At 64.6% G+C, this 15,593-nt stretch carries 15 protein-coding genes; 5 read left to right on the forward strand and 10 right to left on the reverse strand.

The window, feature by feature from the left end:
- Positions 1 to 86: 86 nt before the first annotated feature.
- The 5 genes from CEY09_RS14195 to cysS form a co-directional block, all read right to left on the reverse strand.
- Positions 87 to 1,352: an aspartate kinase gene (locus CEY09_RS14195; protein WP_006225514.1), complete on the reverse strand. Its 1,266-nt coding sequence runs from the start codon at positions 1,350 to 1,352 to the stop codon at positions 87 to 89.
- A 146-nt stretch (positions 1,353 to 1,498) separates the two neighbouring features.
- Positions 1,499 to 2,473 (reverse strand): tRNA lysidine(34) synthetase TilS, encoded by a 975-nt coding sequence (gene tilS / locus CEY09_RS14200; RefSeq protein WP_175216742.1) that lies wholly within the window; start codon positions 2,471 to 2,473, stop codon positions 1,499 to 1,501.
- 161 nt (positions 2,474 to 2,634) lie between these two features.
- Positions 2,635 to 3,600 (reverse strand): acetyl-CoA carboxylase carboxyltransferase subunit alpha, encoded by a 966-nt coding sequence (locus CEY09_RS14205; RefSeq protein WP_059372051.1) that lies wholly within the window; start codon positions 3,598 to 3,600, stop codon positions 2,635 to 2,637.
- Between the two features lie 36 nt (positions 3,601 to 3,636).
- On the reverse strand, positions 3,637 to 4,281 hold the full coding sequence (locus tag CEY09_RS14210) for a DNA-3-methyladenine glycosylase family protein (protein ID WP_088589277.1): 645 nt from the start codon (positions 4,279 to 4,281) through the stop codon (positions 3,637 to 3,639).
- Positions 4,282 to 4,301: 20 nt separating this feature from the next.
- Positions 4,302 to 5,756: a cysteine--tRNA ligase gene (gene cysS, locus CEY09_RS14215; protein WP_088589098.1), complete on the reverse strand. Its 1,455-nt coding sequence runs from the start codon at positions 5,754 to 5,756 to the stop codon at positions 4,302 to 4,304.
- A gap of 374 nt (positions 5,757 to 6,130) precedes the next feature.
- Between cysS and CEY09_RS14220 the strand changes: the two genes are divergently transcribed.
- The 3 genes from CEY09_RS14220 (at position 6,131) to CEY09_RS14230 (ending at position 8,218) form a co-directional block, all read left to right on the forward strand.
- Complete coding sequence (locus CEY09_RS14220; RefSeq protein ID WP_088589099.1) at positions 6,131 to 6,814, forward strand: tetratricopeptide repeat protein; 684 nt, start codon at positions 6,131 to 6,133, stop codon at positions 6,812 to 6,814.
- A gap of 134 nt (positions 6,815 to 6,948) precedes the next feature.
- Complete coding sequence (locus CEY09_RS14225) at positions 6,949 to 7,458, forward strand: peptidylprolyl isomerase (RefSeq protein WP_006225507.1); 510 nt, start codon at positions 6,949 to 6,951, stop codon at positions 7,456 to 7,458.
- Positions 7,451 to 8,218 (forward strand): UDP-2,3-diacylglucosamine diphosphatase, encoded by a 768-nt coding sequence (locus CEY09_RS14230; protein WP_088589100.1) that lies wholly within the window; start codon positions 7,451 to 7,453, stop codon positions 8,216 to 8,218. The genes CEY09_RS14225 and CEY09_RS14230 overlap by 8 nt, the downstream gene beginning before the upstream one ends.
- 88 nt (positions 8,219 to 8,306) lie before the next feature.
- On the opposite strand, the gene CEY09_RS14235 is transcribed toward CEY09_RS14230, so the two are convergent.
- The 3 genes from CEY09_RS14235 to CEY09_RS14245 all read right to left on the reverse strand — a co-directional run bounded on the left by CEY09_RS14235 (position 8,307) and on the right by CEY09_RS14245 (position 11,716).
- Positions 8,307 to 9,170, reverse strand: a complete 864-nt coding sequence (locus CEY09_RS14235; RefSeq protein WP_088589101.1) for an undecaprenyl-diphosphate phosphatase — start codon at positions 9,168 to 9,170, stop codon at positions 8,307 to 8,309.
- Between the two features lie 18 nt (positions 9,171 to 9,188).
- Positions 9,189 to 10,775, reverse strand: coding sequence for a TerC family protein (locus CEY09_RS14240; protein ID WP_006225504.1), 1,587 nt, complete (start codon positions 10,773 to 10,775; stop codon positions 9,189 to 9,191).
- A gap of 155 nt (positions 10,776 to 10,930) precedes the next feature.
- Complete coding sequence (locus CEY09_RS14245; RefSeq protein WP_088589102.1) at positions 10,931 to 11,716, reverse strand: inositol monophosphatase family protein; 786 nt, start codon at positions 11,714 to 11,716, stop codon at positions 10,931 to 10,933.
- Between the two features lie 132 nt (positions 11,717 to 11,848).
- On the opposite strand from CEY09_RS14245, the gene CEY09_RS14250 reads away from it, so the two are divergent.
- Positions 11,849 to 12,640 (forward strand): RNA methyltransferase, encoded by a 792-nt coding sequence (locus CEY09_RS14250; RefSeq protein WP_085946950.1) that lies wholly within the window; start codon positions 11,849 to 11,851, stop codon positions 12,638 to 12,640.
- A gap of 65 nt (positions 12,641 to 12,705) precedes the next feature.
- Here CEY09_RS14250 and CEY09_RS14255 read toward each other — a convergent pair whose 3' ends face one another.
- On the reverse strand, positions 12,706 to 13,695 hold the full coding sequence (locus tag CEY09_RS14255) for a Bug family tripartite tricarboxylate transporter substrate binding protein (protein ID WP_088589103.1): 990 nt from the start codon (positions 13,693 to 13,695) through the stop codon (positions 12,706 to 12,708).
- Between the two features lie 160 nt (positions 13,696 to 13,855).
- Between CEY09_RS14255 and CEY09_RS14260 the strand changes: the two genes are divergently transcribed.
- Positions 13,856 to 14,617, forward strand: coding sequence for an IclR family transcriptional regulator (locus CEY09_RS14260; RefSeq protein WP_006225500.1), 762 nt, complete (start codon positions 13,856 to 13,858; stop codon positions 14,615 to 14,617).
- A 78-nt stretch (positions 14,618 to 14,695) separates the two neighbouring features.
- On the opposite strand, the gene CEY09_RS14265 is transcribed toward CEY09_RS14260, so the two are convergent.
- On the reverse strand, positions 14,696 to 15,553 hold the full coding sequence (locus CEY09_RS14265) for a mechanosensitive ion channel family protein (RefSeq protein WP_088589104.1): 858 nt from the start codon (positions 15,551 to 15,553) through the stop codon (positions 14,696 to 14,698).
- Positions 15,554 to 15,593 lie beyond the last annotated feature (40 nt).

Here is a 15,593-nt window from a genome sequence, read left to right on the forward strand (position 1 = left end):
AGAGAACGAGATTCTAGCACGAATTTTTGGAGTATTTCCCGAGAAGCGGGCCATCGATCAAAAAAATCGTGCCGGAACCGTTGCCTTTATTCCTTGGCGCCCGGCGTCTGATCCAGGCCGAAGGCCTTGTGCAGCGCGCGCACGCCCAATTCCATGTACTTGTCGTCGATGATGACGGACGTCTTGATTTCGCTGGTGCTGATCATCTGGATGTTGATGCCTTCTTGCGAAAGCGTCTGGAACATCAAGCTGGCCACGCCCACGTGCGAGCGCATGCCGATGCCCACGATCGAGACCTTGGCGACCTTCTCGTCGGTGGACAGTTCGCCCGCGCCAACGGCCGGGATCACTTCGCGCTTGAGCAGGTCCACGGCGCGCGCAAACTCGTTGCGGTTCACGGTGAACGAGAAGTCGGTCGTGCCAGCCACGGACTGGTTCTGCACGATCATGTCGACGTCGATATTGGCGGCGGCGACCGGGCCCAGGATGGAGAAAGCGATGCCCGGTTTGTCGGGCACGGCCAGCAAGGTGATTTTGGCTTCGTCGCGGCTGAAGGCGATGCCGGAGACAACGGCGGCTTCCATTTTTTCGTCTTCCTCAAAAGTAATCAGCGTGCCCGAGACCATTTCTTCGTCGAGCGGGATGAGCGGGTCGGTCAGCGAGGACAGGACCCGGACCGGTACACGGTATTTGCCGGCGAATTCAACCGAGCGGATCTGGAGGACCTTGGAACCCAGCGACGCCATTTCCAGCATTTCCTCGAAGGAAACGACGGCCATGCGGCGCGCTTCGGGCACCACGCGCGGATCGGTCGTGTAAACGCCGTCCACGTCGGTGTAGATCAGGCATTCGTCGGCCTTGATGGCCGCTGCCACGGCGACGGCCGAGGTGTCCGAACCGCCACGGCCCAGCGTCGTGATGTGGCCTTCCGGGTCGATGCCCTGGAAGCCCGTCACGATGACCACGCGGCCAGCGTCGAGGTCGGCGCGGATGCGCGCGTCGTCGATGGAGCTGATGCGCGCTTTCGTGAAGGACGAATCCGTGCGCACGGGCACTTGCCAACCGGCATAGCTGCGCGCCGGCACGCCTTCGGCCTGGAGCGCAATAGCCAGCAAGCCGCTGCTGGCCTGCTCGCCGGTGGCGGCGATCATATCGAGCTCGCGGCCGTCGGGCTGGGGCGCGATTTCGCGTGCCAGGCCAAGCAGGCGATTCGTTTCGCCCGCCATTGCCGACGGCACAACAACAACCTGGTGGCCTGCGGCGTGCCACTTCGCGACGCGACGCGCCACGTTTCTGATGCGCTCGACCGAGCCCATCGAAGTACCGCCATATTTGTGAACGATCAGGGACATCTCGTACTCTGGCTGGGAACCCGCCGCAAAGTGGTGGCGGGCAAAACCATATATTCTAGCGCGGCGGTAAAAATTTGCTCAGTTTGAGGAAATTTATGTTCATTACGCGGCTATTTTTCTGCGGATTCTTTCCAAAGCAGCCGTTTTTATCCTCTGCGCTCGACCCAGACCCGTCCCCGATGGCATCGGACCACATGTCCCGCCTGCTCCACCCGCAGCTGACGGTCATGGCCCAGGCTGTGCAGTTCTCGCAGCTGGCGCAACAGGTCGCGCAGGCGCGCGTCGGTGGGCATGCGGGCCCCGTTTTGCGCCAGCCAATGGCGCAGCACCTGGGCCTGGCGCGCCGCCGACAATCCGCGCCACGCCTGCAGCGAAAAACTGGCGCCGTCCGGGCTGGGCTCCAGCCGGGCGAAATCCTCGCGCGCGACCTCGTCCAGGATTTCTGCCGCTTCGGCCATGTGCGCCGCGTGCCGGGCGACGATGCCCCTCCATCCGGGCCAGCGGCCATCCAGCACCGGCGCCAGCAGCTCGCGCACCGCGGCGCGCGTATAGCGGGGATCGGAATTGGTCGGATCTTGCACCGCTTGCCAGCCACAGGCGGCCTCAACAGCCGCCGCAGCCTGCAGGACCGTAGCGCGGTCCTGGCCTAGCCAGGGCCGCAGGTACCAAACGCCATCGCGCTGCGTGGCCGGCGACATGGCCGCCATGCCTGCCAGCCCGGTGCCGCGCAACAAGCGCAGCAACACGGTTTCGGCCTGGTCGTTGCGATGGTGGGCCAGCAGCACATGACGAATTCCGTCAGCATCGGCCAATTGGGCCAGCGCTGCGTAACGCGCGTCGCGCGCCGCCGCTTCAATGCCCTTGCCGGCCGCTTGCTCGACCTGCACTCGTGCCTCGGCGACAGGCACGCCCAGCAAGCTGCCCAGCGCATGCACCTGGCGCCCCCACGCATCGGCGGCGGCCTGCAAGCCATGATGCACATGGAACAAGGACAGACCGATGCCCAGCTCGCGGGCCACGGCCGCCGCATGCACGGCCAGCATGGCCGAATCCGCGCCGCCGCTGACGGCGACCGCCATGCGCGCGGGACGCTCGGGCAAGGCCAGCAGGGCTTGGCGCAGCGCGGCAGACAATTCCGGGGACACGGGCGGCAAAGAGGGGCCGGAATGCACAACGCCCGACTCGGCCGGTACGGGCGTGTCGGGCGTTGGCCGGACGTTCATGAGGATGGCGCGGGTAGCGCGGTCGCGGCGCCGGCTGGCTTGCCGGCGCCCTGCCCGCCTTACGCGCGCACTTCCTGGTAGGCGCCGTAGGACAGCAGGCGCTGGACGCGCTGTTCCACTAGCTGCTCGGGCGTCATGCCCTGCAACTGGCGCAGGGCGTCGCCCAGTGCGCGGCGCAGCAGGCGAGCCATGACGCGGGGATCGCGGTGTGCGCCACCCACGGGTTCGTTGACCACGCGGTCCACCAGACCCAAGTCCTTCAGGCGCGGGGCGATGATGGCCAGCGCTTCGGCGGCCTCAGGCGCCTTGTCGGCGCTGCGCCACAGGATGGAGGCGCAGCCTTCCGGCGAAATCACGGCGTAGGTGGCGTACTGCAGCATCAGCACGGCGTTGCCCACTGCAATCGCCAGGGCGCCGCCCGAACCGCCTTCGCCGATGATCGTGCAGATCACGGGGACCTTGAGCTCGGCCATGGCGTACAGGTTGTGGCCGATGGCTTCGGACTGGCCGCGCTCTTCGGCGCCAATACCCGGATAGGCGCCCGGGGTGTCCACGAAGGTGAACACGGGGATGCCGAATTTTTCAGCCAGACGCATCAGGCGCAGGGCCTTGCGATAGCCTTCAGGACGCGGCATGCCGAAATTGCGGGCAGCGCGTTCCTTTGTGTCGCGGCCTTTCTGATGGCCGATCACCATGCAGGGGGTGCCGTTGAAGCGCGCCAAGCCGCCGATGATGGACTGGTCGTCGGCGTACATGCGGTCGCCGTGCAGTTCATGGAAGTCGGTGAACATTTCGCGCACGTAATCCAGCGTGTAGGGACGCTGGGGGTGGCGGGCGACGAGGGCCGTCTGCCACGGCGTGAGCTTGGCGTAGATTTCCTTGGCCAAGGTCTGGCTCTTCTGCTGCAGACGTCCGATCTCGTCGGAGATGTCTACCGCTGAATCGGCCTGCACGTAGCGCAGCTGCTCGATCTTGTTTTCAAGTTCGGCCAGCGGCTGTTCAAATTCCAGAAATGTATTGCGCATGTAGTGTGGTTCCGTAGATGGGCTGCCTGGTGTGCATCAGTATTGAACCGGTGTCGGTTCCAGACTGCGCCATAAGTACCAGGTTGCCACGGTACGCCAGGGCTGCCACGCCAGCGAGACTTCGCGAGCCTCGAAGCGCGAGACAGGCTCGCCACTGAAATAGTGTAGCGAGATTGCCTTGAGCAACCCGGGATCATCCAGCGGCAGGACGTCAGGCCGCTGTAGATTGAAAATCAAAAACATCTCCGCCGTCCAGCGCCCGATGCCCCGGATGGCGACCAATTCAGAAATAACGGCCTCGTCGTCCATGGCCGCCCACTTTTCAGGGTGGACGCGGCGTTCGCCGAAATGCACGGCCAGGTCCAGCACGTATTCGGCCTTGCGTTGGGACAAGCCCGCCTTGCGCAGCCCGTCCAGGCCTACGCGCAGCACGGCGACTGGCGTGGGGCGCTTGCCCACGGCATCGATGAACTTGGTCCAGACGGCGTCGGCCGCCTTGGTGGAGATCTGTTGCCCGATGATCGCCCGCGCCAGCGTCACGAACGGCGTGCCGCGCGAGGTCAGCCAGACCTCGGGATGCTGGGGGATGACCTTTTTCAGGATACGGTCGCGCCGCATCAGGTGGGCGACGGCGGCCTCCCAATACTCGGGCTTGGGAATGTCGAGATCGGCGGTGGACATATCGGGCGTATCCACTGGGCTCACGCCCGGCGCCATTGCGTCAAGCCACCCGGCTTGTCGTCGAGTTCAATGCCGGCATCGCGCAATTCGGCGCGGATGCGGTCGGCTTCGGCGAAGTTGCGGGCCGCCTTGGCGGCCGCGCGCGCGTCGATCAACGACTGGATCGCGTCGGCGTCCAGCGTGACACGCTGGCCTTGCTCGATGGCGGCAGCGGAATAACGGGTGGGCGACTGGAAGTACGTCGCCGGGTCCTGTTGCAGAAGGCCCAGCAGCGAGGCCAGCGCCTTCAACTGGCCGGCGCTACGCGCACTCTTGCCGCGGTTGGCATCGGAGGCCAGCTCGAACAGGGCCGCGATGGCGCCTGAACTGTTGAAGTCGTCGTCCATGGCGGCCTTGAAGGCCTGGGCCTGCGGCTCGTTCCAGTCGATGCCCTGGTCGTCGGCCGCCACGTTCTGCAGCGCCTGGTAAAGGCGGTCCAGCGCGTTCTGCGCGTCGATCAGGTTGTCGGGCGTGTAGTTCTGCGGGCTGCGGTAGTGGTTGCGCACAATGAAGAAGCGCACCATTTCGGCTTCACGCGGGTTGACCGGGTAGGACGCCACGTCGGCGGCCGGGTCGCCCTGGGCGATGGTCTGGCGGATGGTGCGGAAATTGCCCAGGGACTTGGACATCTTGTCCGAATCGACCATGAGGGGGCCGCAATGCATCCAGATATTGGCCAGAGTGCCGCCAAAGGCGCCTTCGGTCTGGGCGATCTCGTTTTCGTGGTGCGGGAACTTCAGGTCCGGACCGCCGCCGTGGATGTCCAGCGGCAGGCCCAGCAGGGACTTGCTCATGGCCGAGCACTCGATGTGCCAGCCCGGGCGGCCCAGGCCGTACGGCGACTCCCACTTGGTGTCGTCGGGTTCCTCGGCCTTGGCCGATTTCCACAGCACGAAGTCCAGCGGGTCACGCTTGGCCGAACCCACGGCCACGCGCTCGCCGGCGCGCAGGTCGTCCAGCGTCTTGCCGGACAGCTTGCCGTAGCCGGCAAAACCGCGGACGGCGTAATTCACGTCGCCGTCGTCGGCCTGGTAGGCCAGGCCGTTCTGCTCCAGCTTGCCGATGATGTCCAGCATGTCGCCCACGTACTGGGTGGCGCGCGGTTCGCGGTCGGGCGACTCGACGCCCAGCGCTTGCTCGTCGGCATGCATGGCGGCGATGTAGAACTCAGTGACTTCGCCGATGCGGCGGCCGGTTTCGACGGCGCGGCGAATGATCTTGTCGTCGATGTCCGTGATGTTGCGCACGTAGTCGACGGCCAGCCCGCTGGCGCGCAGCCAGCGCTGCACGACGTCGAACGAGACCAGCATGCGGGCATGGCCCAGATGGCAGAAGTCATACACGGTCATGCCACACACGTACATGCGCACCTGACCAGCCTGGGCCGGTTTGAACGGTTCTTTGGTACGCGATAACGTGTTGTAGATTTGCAGCATGGCGCTTTAGGATTTGTCTAATTGCTTCCGGGGCGGATTCGGAAAGTTGCTTGCGAAGGACAATACCTTCGCAGCCTGCCGCCAACACCATCATCATCGAATACCGACGACTGGTCTTGCCTGGCCTTCAAGTGCGGGTCGGCGTTTGCCGGGCTCCATGCCTTGCAAATACCCGGCATTTGCTCTGCTTTTGCTCGGCTTTTGCTCAGCTTTTGCTCGGCATTTGCCCCACACTCTAAGTCCCAGACCCTGGCCCTACGCCCAATGTCGAGCCAAAAACTCAACCGGGGCTAAAATGGCGGTCGTCAAGTATAGCAAGCGGCCCGGTCGCGCGCGTAAGTGCAAGCCGGCCACGACTTTTAACGGATACCCACGTGACTATCAAGCCGCGTTTTTATGTCGCCCTGCTCGCCCTGGCTGTCGCCGGCGCGCCGGTTGGAGCCGCCCTTGCCCAGTCGATGGCCGGCGGCGGGGGTGCCAGTCCCAACGCCACCCGCACCACGCTGGACCCGATTCCTCCCGAGGGCGGCTGGGACGGCCTGGCCAAGCTGCTGGAAGCCGCCAAGCCCGGTGTCGACACGCGGCTTGCGCCCTCGCCTTCGCAGGTCACCGCGCGCATTGAAATGCTGCTGAACCGCGGCGACGTCGATGAAGCCCTGGCACTGATCGAAAAACGCGAAGCAGAGATCAAGGACCAGCGTGGCACCGACGTGCAACTGATGTTCCAGCACGCCCGCGCCCTGGCCGCCTTGAACCGCACGAACGAGGCCATCGACATCTACACCGACATGACCACGCGTTTCCCGGAGCTTCCGGAACCTTGGAACAACTTGGCGGCTCTATATGCCAGCCGCGGTGAACTTGAAAAAGCGCAAGATGCCCTGCAAATGGCATTGCGCGCCGACCCCGGCTATGCGGCTGCCCGAGCCAATCTGGGCGACCTGCAACTGCTGCAGGCCCTGCAAACCTACAAGAAGGCCGCCAGCGACGGCGTGCCGGGCATGCAGGACAAAGCCCGCGAAGTCGAAACCATGCTGAAGGATAAACAAGGCAAATGATGTCCCGTTACTCCCCCTTCCACCTGCTGCGCCTCACGGCGTGCTCGTTCGCGCTGGCCGCATTTGCCCCGGCCGTAGTCAGCGCCGCTCCCGCAGCCACTTCATCCACCTCCACCTCTGAAGGCACAAAAGCCATGAGCACCAATCCCCGCGTCAAGCTCGTCACGAACCAAGGCGACATGGTCATCACCCTGGACGCCGCCAAGGCGCCCAAGACCGTCGAAAACTTCCTGACCTACGTCAAGGAAGGCTTCTACAACGGCACCGTGTTCCATCGCGTGATCGACGGCTTCATGATCCAGGGCGGCGGTTTCGAACCCGGCATGAAGCAAAAGCAGACCCATGCTCCGATCGAAAACGAAGCCAACAATGGCTTGAAGAACGACAAGTACACCCTGGCGATGGCCCGCACCAGCGACCCGCACTCGGCAACCGCGCAGTTCTTCATCAACGTGTCGAACAACGACTTCCTGAACTTCACGTCGCCCACGCCGAACGGCTGGGGCTACGCGGTTTTCGGCACCATCACCGAAGGCACGGACGTGGTCGAAAAGATCAAGGGCGTGAAGACCGGCAACAAGGGCTTCCACCAGAACGTGCCGAACGAAGACGTGATCATCGAGAAGGCCGAAATTCTTGAATAAGATTTCCCTGTCCGGCCCGATCTGGCTGGCGTCCGACTTGCACCTGGGGCCGGCCACGCCGGCTACCTCGGAGGCCTTCCTGGCCTTTTTGCAAGCGGCGCAAGAAGAGGCTGCCGCCCTGCTGCTGCCGGGCGACATCTTCGATGCCTGGATCGGCGACGACGTGATCCGCGCCGCACCGCCGTGGCTGGCCACGGTGTTGACGGCGCTGCGGGAAACCGCCGCACGCATCCCGGTCTGGCTGGGCCGTGGCAACCGCGACTTCCTGATCGGGGAAGAACTGGCCAACACGGTGGGCGCCAAGCTGTTGCCCGAGCCCGCCCTGCTGGAAACGGATTTCGGCCTGGTGCTGCTGACGCACGGGGACGAGTTCTGTACGGACGACGCCGCGTACCAGCAGTTCCGCAAGATGGTCCGCGATCCGCGATGGCAGGCCGAATTCCTGGCCAAGACCATTCCGGAACGCCTGGCGATGGCACAGCAGGCCCGTGGCGAAAGCCAGGCGGCCAACCAGACGAAGTCCATGGAGATCATGGACGTCAACAGCGCCGCTATCGACGCCATCTTCCGCGAGACGGACGTGCGCGTGCTGGTGCATGGTCACACGCACCGCCCTGCCCGCCACGTGCTGGAAGTGGATGGCAAGAAGCGCGAGCGCTGGGTACTGCCCGACTGGGATTGCGACCACGTGTCGCCGGCCCGGGGCGGCTGGCTCATCATCGACCGCGACGGCCTGGAGTTCTACGATCTGGAAACGTAGGATGGATGCCGCGCGCAACCGATCCCACGATGCAAAAAGGGCCTCGCAATTCATGCAAGGCCCTTTTTTTATTCCGTCGCCCCAAGGCTTAGCGGGTGAAGATCCAGGCCGCCACCACCGCGCCGAACACGATGCGGTACCACGCGAAGACGCGGTAGGTGTGGTTGGCCACGAAGCGCAGCACGGCGCGCACCACCACCATCGCGCTCAGGAAGGCGGCGATGAAACCCACGGCGATGCCGGACAGGTCGTGCTGCGTCAGCACGCCGAAGTTCTTGTACATGTCGAAGACGGCCGCGCCCAGCATCGTGGGCATGGCCAGGAAGAACGAGAACTCGGTGGCCGTCTTGCGCTGGATGCCGGCGATCATGCCGCCGATGATGGTGGCGCCCGAACGCGAGGTGCCCGGGATCATGGCGAAGCACTGCGCCGCGCCCACGCCCAGCGCCTGTTTCCAGGTGATCTGTTCCAGCGTGTAGGCGGAGGCCCGTTCATCGGAGGCCGTGTCGTCCGCCGCGCCCGGCTGATCGCCCGGCGTGTGGTGCGTCCTGCGCTCGACGTACAGCATGATCAGGCCGCCCACCACCAGGGTCACCACCACCACGCCCGGATGATAGAACACCGACTTGATCGTCTTGATGAAGATCGCGCCGATGACGGCAGCCGGCAGGAAGGCGATGATCAGGTTGCGGGCGAACGCCACTTCGCTGGGCACGCCGGTCAAGGCGCCCCGGATCAGCTGCAAGAGCCGCGCGCGGAACACCCACATCACGGCCAGGATGGAGCCCAGCTGGATCACCACCTCGAACACCTTGCCGTCGCCAGACTGGAAATTGATCCAGTCGCCGACCAGGATGAGGTGGCCCGTACTGGACACGGGGATGAATTCCGTCAGGCCTTCCAGAATGCCCAGGATGAATGCCTTGATCAGATAGAGCGCGTTTTCAGTCACGATAGATAGGAGTTCCGGTTAATCGTTGGCAAGCGATGCTTCATCGGAGAGCATTTCCTGGGGCCGCTTCTCGACGCGCACCAGCGCGATGCGGCGGCCGTCCATTTCCAGGACTTCAAACCGGAAATGCTGGTGATGGATTTCGTATTCGCAGACATCGCCCGGCTTGGGCAGATGCCCGAAGCGCGACAGCAGATAGCCCGCCAGGGTCGAAAAGTCCTGGGCCTCATCGACCAAGCCTTCGGTTTCCAGCACCTGCTCGACATGGTGCAGGTCGGCCGCCCCGTCGATCTTCCAGGTGTTGTCGCCGTCGGCGACGATGTCGGGCAGTTCGTCCTCGTCGGGGAATTCACCGGCGATCGCCTCGAAGACGTCGATGGGCGTGACCAGGCCTTCGATGGCGCCGAACTCGTCGGCCACCAGCACCAGTTGGCCGCGCGAACGCTTGAGCGTGTCCATCAGGCGCAGGATGCCGATGGCCTCGTGCACGATGATGGGGTCACGCAGGCGATTGCGGCGCACCCGGCCTTCGGTGATCAGGTCGGCCACCAGGTCCTTGGCGCGGGCAATGCCCAGCACCTCGTCCAGCGACCCCCGGCAAACGGGGAAGAAGCTGTGCGGGGCCTCGGTCAGTTGGCGGCGGATCAGTTCGGGATCATCGTCAATGTTGATCCAGGACACGTCTGTGCGCGGCGTCATGATCGAGCGGATGGAGCGTTCGGCCAGGGTCAGCACCCCGCTCACCATGTTGCGCTCTTCAACGCCGAATGCCGGCATGGACGGGCCGTCCGCGTTGGGCAGGTCGGGCTCATCGCTGGCGGGCGGGCGCTTGCCCAGCATGCGCAGCACGGCCGAGGCCGTGCGTTCGCGCATGGGGCGGCGGGCGTCCAGCTTCAGCAGGTTGCGGCGCGCCACCTGGTTGAGCGCTTCGATGGCCACCGAGAAACCGATGGCGGCATAGAGGTAGCCCTTGGGCACCTTGAAACCAAAGGCTTCAGCCAGCAGCGAAAAGCCGATCATCAAGAGGAAGCCCAGGCACAGGACCACCACGGTCGGGTGCGCATTGACGAAGCGCGTCAGGGGCTTGGAGGCCAGCAGCATGATGCCGATGGCGATGATGACGGCGATCATCATGATGGCCAGGTGATCCACCATGCCCACGGCGGTGATCACGGAGTCCAGCGAGAACACCGCATCCAGCACCACGATCTGCGTGACGATGACCCAGAAGCTCGCGTACACGCGCGGCCCGGACGAGCCGGCGTGCTGCCCGCCCTCCAGGCGCTCGTGGAGCTCCATCGTGCCCTTGAACAGCAGGAAGAGGCCACCCACCATCAGGATCAGGTCGCGCCCCGAGGGGGACAGCGGACCGACGGAAAACAGGGGGGTGGTCAAGGTGACCAGCCACGACATGACGGACAAGAGGCCAAGCCGCATGATGAGGGCCAGGCTCAACCCCATGATGCGCGCGCGATCGCGTTGCGCAGGAGGCAGTTTGTCCGCCAGGATGGCGATGAAAATCAGGTTATCAATGCCCAGGACGATCTCAAGGACGACCAGGGTAAGCAAGCCGACCCACGCAGCGGGGTCTAGCAGCCACTCCATCAGGAGCTCCAGAAGTTACACGACCGGTAATCGTACATGGAAATGCCATGACACGCCGGTGACACGCCTCGTCCGTATGCCTGATGGGCAGTGGCGCGCCTTAAAAAAAAACCGGCCCGAAGGCCGGTTTTCATACTGCGTGATCCGTGTCGGGATCAGGCGGCCGACGGCGGGTTCAGCGACGTCAGCATTTGCGTGAAGATCTTCGGGCTGGCGGCCAGCACGTTGCCGCTGTCCATCCAACCTTGTTCGCCGTCGAAGTCGGCGATCAGGCCGCCGGCTTCCAGGACCATCAGGCTGCCGGCAGCCAGGTCCCAGGGCTTCAAGCCCACGCCGCAGAAGCCGTCCAGGCGGCCGCAGGCGACATAAGCCAGGTCCAGGACCGTGGCACCCAGGCGGCGCACGCCCGTCGCGCCTTCGGCCATCTGGCGGAAGCGCTGCGAGCCCTGTTCGGGGTCGCCGGCGCTGGGCCAGTGGGCGCCCAGCAGCGCCTCGTGGTAGCGGGTGCGGCCCGAGACGCGCACGCGGCGATCGTTCAGGAAGGTGCCGCTGCCACGGCTGGCCGTGAACAGTTCGTTGCGCGAGGGGTCATAGATGACCGCTTGCGTGACCTGGCCGCGCTGCGTCAGCGCGATCGACACGGCGTAGTTGGGCAGGCCGTGGATGAAGTTCGTCGTGCCATCCAGGGGATCGATGATCCACTGGAATTCGGCCTGGTCGGGACCTTGCAGCCCGAATTCCTCGCCCAGCACAGCATGGTCCGGGTAAGCGGCATGCAGTGTTTCGACGATGGACTCCTCGGCGGCGCGATCGACTTCCGTGACATAATCGCGCGGCCCCTTGCGAGCCACGGTGAGTCGTTCCAAATCCATGCTGGCACGGTTGATAATGGTGCCGGCACGCCGGGCCGCCTTGATGGCGATGTTGAGCATCGGGTGCATAAAATTCCGTACGTATGCGGTGGGTTCGCGTGATGGTAGGCCACTTGCCGCCCCCCCGGGTCCGTCGTTGCCCCAACCGGGGAAATCGACCCAAAAAACCAGGAAGGCACTAAGCCAAACGTGCCATTTTAAATGACTCAAGCATTTTCACGTGTTCGCTTCGTTATGGTGAACCCCAGCCACCCCGGAAACGTCGGTTCGGCGGCCCGTGCAATCAAGACAATGGGCTTCTCGGAACTGGTGCTGGTCGAACCTAAATTCCCAGATGTAACAAGCCAGCCGGAGGCCGTGGCGCTTGCCAGCGGCGCGCTCGACGTGCTGGAAAACGCGCGCATCTATCCGTCGCTGGAAGCTGCCCTGGCCCCCGTCACGATGGCGTTCGCCCTGACCGCCCGGGTGCGCGACCTGGGCCCCCCGCCCTGCGACATCCGGCAGGCCGCGGATCTGGCCTGCGCCCATCTGGGGGATACCGCAGAGGGCGTGGCCGCCATCGTGCTGGGCACGGAGCGCGCCGGGCTGACCAACGCCCAGATCGCGTTGTGCCATCGCATCTGCCACATCCCCGCCAACCCCGAGTACAGCTCGCTGAACGTCGCCCAAGCCCTGCAACTGGCCGCCTGGGAGCTGCGTTACGCGTTGCTGGTGGACCAGGGCGCGGCGCTGCTGCCCGCCTCCACCGCCCAGGAACCTGCGCGCGGTGCCGAGCCGGCCTCCAGCGAAGCGGTGCAGGCGTTCCTGGCCCACTGGGAAGAGGCGCTGATCGGCGTCCAGTTCCTGGACCCCGCGCACCCCAAGAAGCTGATGCCGCGCATGCGCCATCTGTTTTCGCGCCCGGCGCTGACCCGCGACGAGGTGGACATGATGCGCGGCGTCTGCACCGCGATGCTGGCCACCGCCAAGCGCAACGGCGGCGCAAAAAAATAGGGACGGGCATCGCCCGTCCCTGGTGCATCGAACTCCCGGCGGCAGGCCGCCGGGAATTCCGATGATCAGTCCACCGTGGCGCCAGAGGCCTTGATCACAGGCGCCCAGCCATCCACTTCCGACTTGATGAACTGGCCGAATTCGGCCGGCGTGGTCTTCACGCCCACGGCGCCCAGCTTCTCGAAGCTGGTCTGTACAGAAGCCTTGTCCAGCGCTTGCTGCATGGCCGCGTTCAGCTTGTTGATCACTTCCGGCGGCGTGCCGGCGGGTGCCAGCAGGCCAAACCAGGACGACACGTCGAAATCGGTGAAGCCCGATTCCTTCATCGTGGGCAGGTCCGGCGCGCTCTTGGAGCGGTCGCTAGTGGTCACGGCCAGGGCACGCAGCTTGCCCGATTGGGCATGCGGCCATGCCGAGGGCATGTTGTCGAACATGAACTGCACCTGGCCGCCGATCAGGTCGGTCATGGCCGGGGCGCTGCCCTTGTAGGGCACGTGCAGCACGTCGATGCCCGCCTTCATCTTGAACAACTCGCCCGCCATGTGGATGGAGGTGCCGCTGCCCGACGAGGCGAACGCCAGCTTGCCGGGGTTCTTCTTCGCGTATTCGACCAGCTCTTGCACCGATTTCACCGGCACTTGCGGGTTCACGACCAGGATGTTCGGCACCTTGGCGCCCAGCGCCACGGGTGCGAAGTCCTTCGTCAGATCGAACGTGACGTTCTTGTACAGCGTCTGGTTGATGGCGCTGGTCACTGCCACGAACAGCAGCGTGTAGCCGTCAGGGGCAGCGCGCTGAACTTGGTCGGTGGCGATATTGCTGCCAGCGCCCGGCTTGTTTTCGACCACGAACGATTGGCCCAGGCTCTCGGTGAGTTCCTTGGCCATGATGCGGGCGATCACGTCCGTCGTGCCGCCGGCGGAAAAACCGACCACGATACGGACAGGCTTGTCAGGATAGGCAGCGTGGGCGGAACCCATGGCAAAGGCGCTTGCGGCGGTAGCCAGAAGGGTGGCGGCCAGACGCCGCAGGCCAGGCTTTTGACCTGTAGTCATAATGTCTCCGTGCAGGTACTGTCCATCTAGTGGACGATTTGAATTATTGGATGATGCATTCTGAGCTATACACGCGGGTTGCATCAAGGTAGAGTCCACGCTACGGACAATGGTTTTCCCTTGACCGTTCCGCAATAACCTACAGTTTTCAGAGATTTGCATGCAAGACAGTGATGCCGCGGCCGCAGGCCCACGCACGTTGCGGCGCGGTTTAGCCGTTCTGGCCGCCTTGCGCGACCAAGGGCCCGACGGCCTCAGCGTGACAGATATCGCCCGCCTGACGGGCATACAGCGCCCCACCATTTACCGCTTGCTGGCCGCCCTGCTCGACGCGGGCCTGGTGCTGCCGGTGACGGGCACCAAGAAATACCGCGCCCAACTGGCGGTGGACCCGGACACGCGCTCGCGCGATCCGCGAGTGCGCCAGTTGCTGCCCGTACTGCGCCGTCTGGCCGACCGCACGGGCGATGCCGTCTTCCTGGTGGTGCGCGATGAAGACGACTCCATCAGCCTGCATCGCGAGATCGGCAGCTACCCGGTGCAGATCCTGGCCACGTACGCTGGCAAGCGCCAGCCGCTGGGCGTGGGCTCGGGCGGTATGGCGTTGCTGGCCGCGCTGCCCGACGACATGGCCCGCGGCATTGTCGAGCGCAACTCCGGACGGCTGGACGAATACGGCGGCATGACGCCGCAGGAAATGTACCGGCTGATTGAAAACACCCGGGCGCGCGGCTATTCGGTGGTGGGCAACCACGCCGTGCGCGGTGCGCTGGGCGTGGGCTGCGCGCTGCTGGATTCGCAAGGCGCGCCGCTGCTGGCCGTCAGCGTCACAGCCATTATCGACCGCATGCCGGCCCAGCGTCAGCGCGAGATCGCCGGCTGGATCAAGGCGGAACTGGCGCGCCTGGCGATGCAGGCCTGAGCGGTCCGCGCTGCCCCCACACAGCCAAAAAAACGGGCGCCCGATGGCGCCCGTTTGTGTTCCTGCCTACCCCGCGGATCAGGTCGCGGCGCCCGTGGGCGCGTCGGACTTGCCAGCCGTCTTGGGGTTCTGGATCTCGCGCAGCGGAATCGGAGGCTGGAAGCCGGCCTCTTCCAGGCTGCTGCGGATCTGCTGGTACAAGCCCCAGCGCAGGTCCCAGTACTTGCTTGTTTCGGCCCACACGCGCACGTTCACGATGACGCCGTTTTCCTTGTAGTCGAACACCTTCACCAGCGGCGCCGGATCCTTCAACGCGTCCGGACGGGCGTCCACGATGTTCTGCAGCTTGGCCACCACCGCGTTCAGGTCATCGCCATAGCGCACCGGCACCGGAATATCCAGGCGGCGGGTCTGGTTGCGGCTGTAGTTGGTGATGGTGGCGTTCCAGACCGTGCTGTTGGGCAGCGTCAGATGGATGCCGTCGCCCTGAATGAGCCGCGTGAGGAAGAGACCCACTTCGGCTACCGTGCCTTCCGCCCCGGAACTCAGCGCGATGTACTCGCCCGCGCGGATGGGACGCAAGATCAGCAGCATGATGCCGGCGGCGATGTTCTGCAGCGTGCCTTGCAACGCCAGGCCGACTGCCAGACCGGCCGCGCCCAGCACGGCGATCAGGCTGGCCGTCTGCACGCCGAAGCGCGCCAGGACTGCAATGACCGTGAAGATACGTACCGCCCAGACGACCGTGCTGTAGAACATCGGCACGATGGTGGGATCGATCTTGCTTGAACGCGTGGCCGCGCGGCGGACCCAACTGCCCAACAGCGATGACACCCACCAGCCGATGACGAGGATCAGCAGGGCAACAAGCAGATTGATGCCCATATCCACCATCCTGGGAGCCCAGGCGTTAAATTCCCTCAAGGCGTCTTCCATGGAATCTCCTGCGAAAAATTGCGACCGAAAACTGTATCAG

The organism is Achromobacter marplatensis (genome assembly GCF_002209535.1).
Classification (GTDB): Bacteria; Pseudomonadota; Gammaproteobacteria; order Burkholderiales; family Burkholderiaceae_B; genus Achromobacter; species Achromobacter marplatensis.

Bases quoted from the DNA above. Each gene is read 5' to 3' on its own strand.
- CEY09_RS14225 (WP_006225507.1), top strand. From the start codon at position 6,949: ATGAGCACCAATCCCCGCGTCAAGCTCGTCACGAACCAAGGCGACATG.
- CEY09_RS14205 (WP_059372051.1), bottom strand. From the start codon at position 3,600: ATGCGCAATACATTTCTGGAATTTGAACAGCCGCTGGCCGAACTTGAA.
- CEY09_RS14240 (WP_006225504.1), bottom strand. From the start codon at position 10,775: ATGGAGTGGCTGCTAGACCCCGCTGCGTGGGTCGGCTTGCTTACCCTG.
- CEY09_RS14195 (WP_006225514.1), bottom strand. From the start codon at position 1,352: ATGTCCCTGATCGTTCACAAATATGGCGGTACTTCGATGGGCTCGGTC.
- cysS (WP_088589098.1), bottom strand. From the start codon at position 5,756: ATGCTGCAAATCTACAACACGTTATCGCGTACCAAAGAACCGTTCAAA.
- CEY09_RS14245 (WP_088589102.1), bottom strand. From the start codon at position 11,716: ATGCACCCGATGCTCAACATCGCCATCAAGGCGGCCCGGCGTGCCGGC.
- CEY09_RS14250 (WP_085946950.1), top strand. From the start codon at position 11,849: ATGACTCAAGCATTTTCACGTGTTCGCTTCGTTATGGTGAACCCCAGC.
- CEY09_RS14265 (WP_088589104.1), bottom strand. From the start codon at position 15,553: ATGGAAGACGCCTTGAGGGAATTTAACGCCTGGGCTCCCAGGATGGTG.
- CEY09_RS14260 (WP_006225500.1), top strand. From the start codon at position 13,856: ATGCAAGACAGTGATGCCGCGGCCGCAGGCCCACGCACGTTGCGGCGC.
- CEY09_RS14255 (WP_088589103.1), bottom strand. From the start codon at position 13,695: ATGACTACAGGTCAAAAGCCTGGCCTGCGGCGTCTGGCCGCCACCCTT.
- CEY09_RS14210 (WP_088589277.1), bottom strand. From the start codon at position 4,281: ATGTCCACCGCCGATCTCGACATTCCCAAGCCCGAGTATTGGGAGGCC.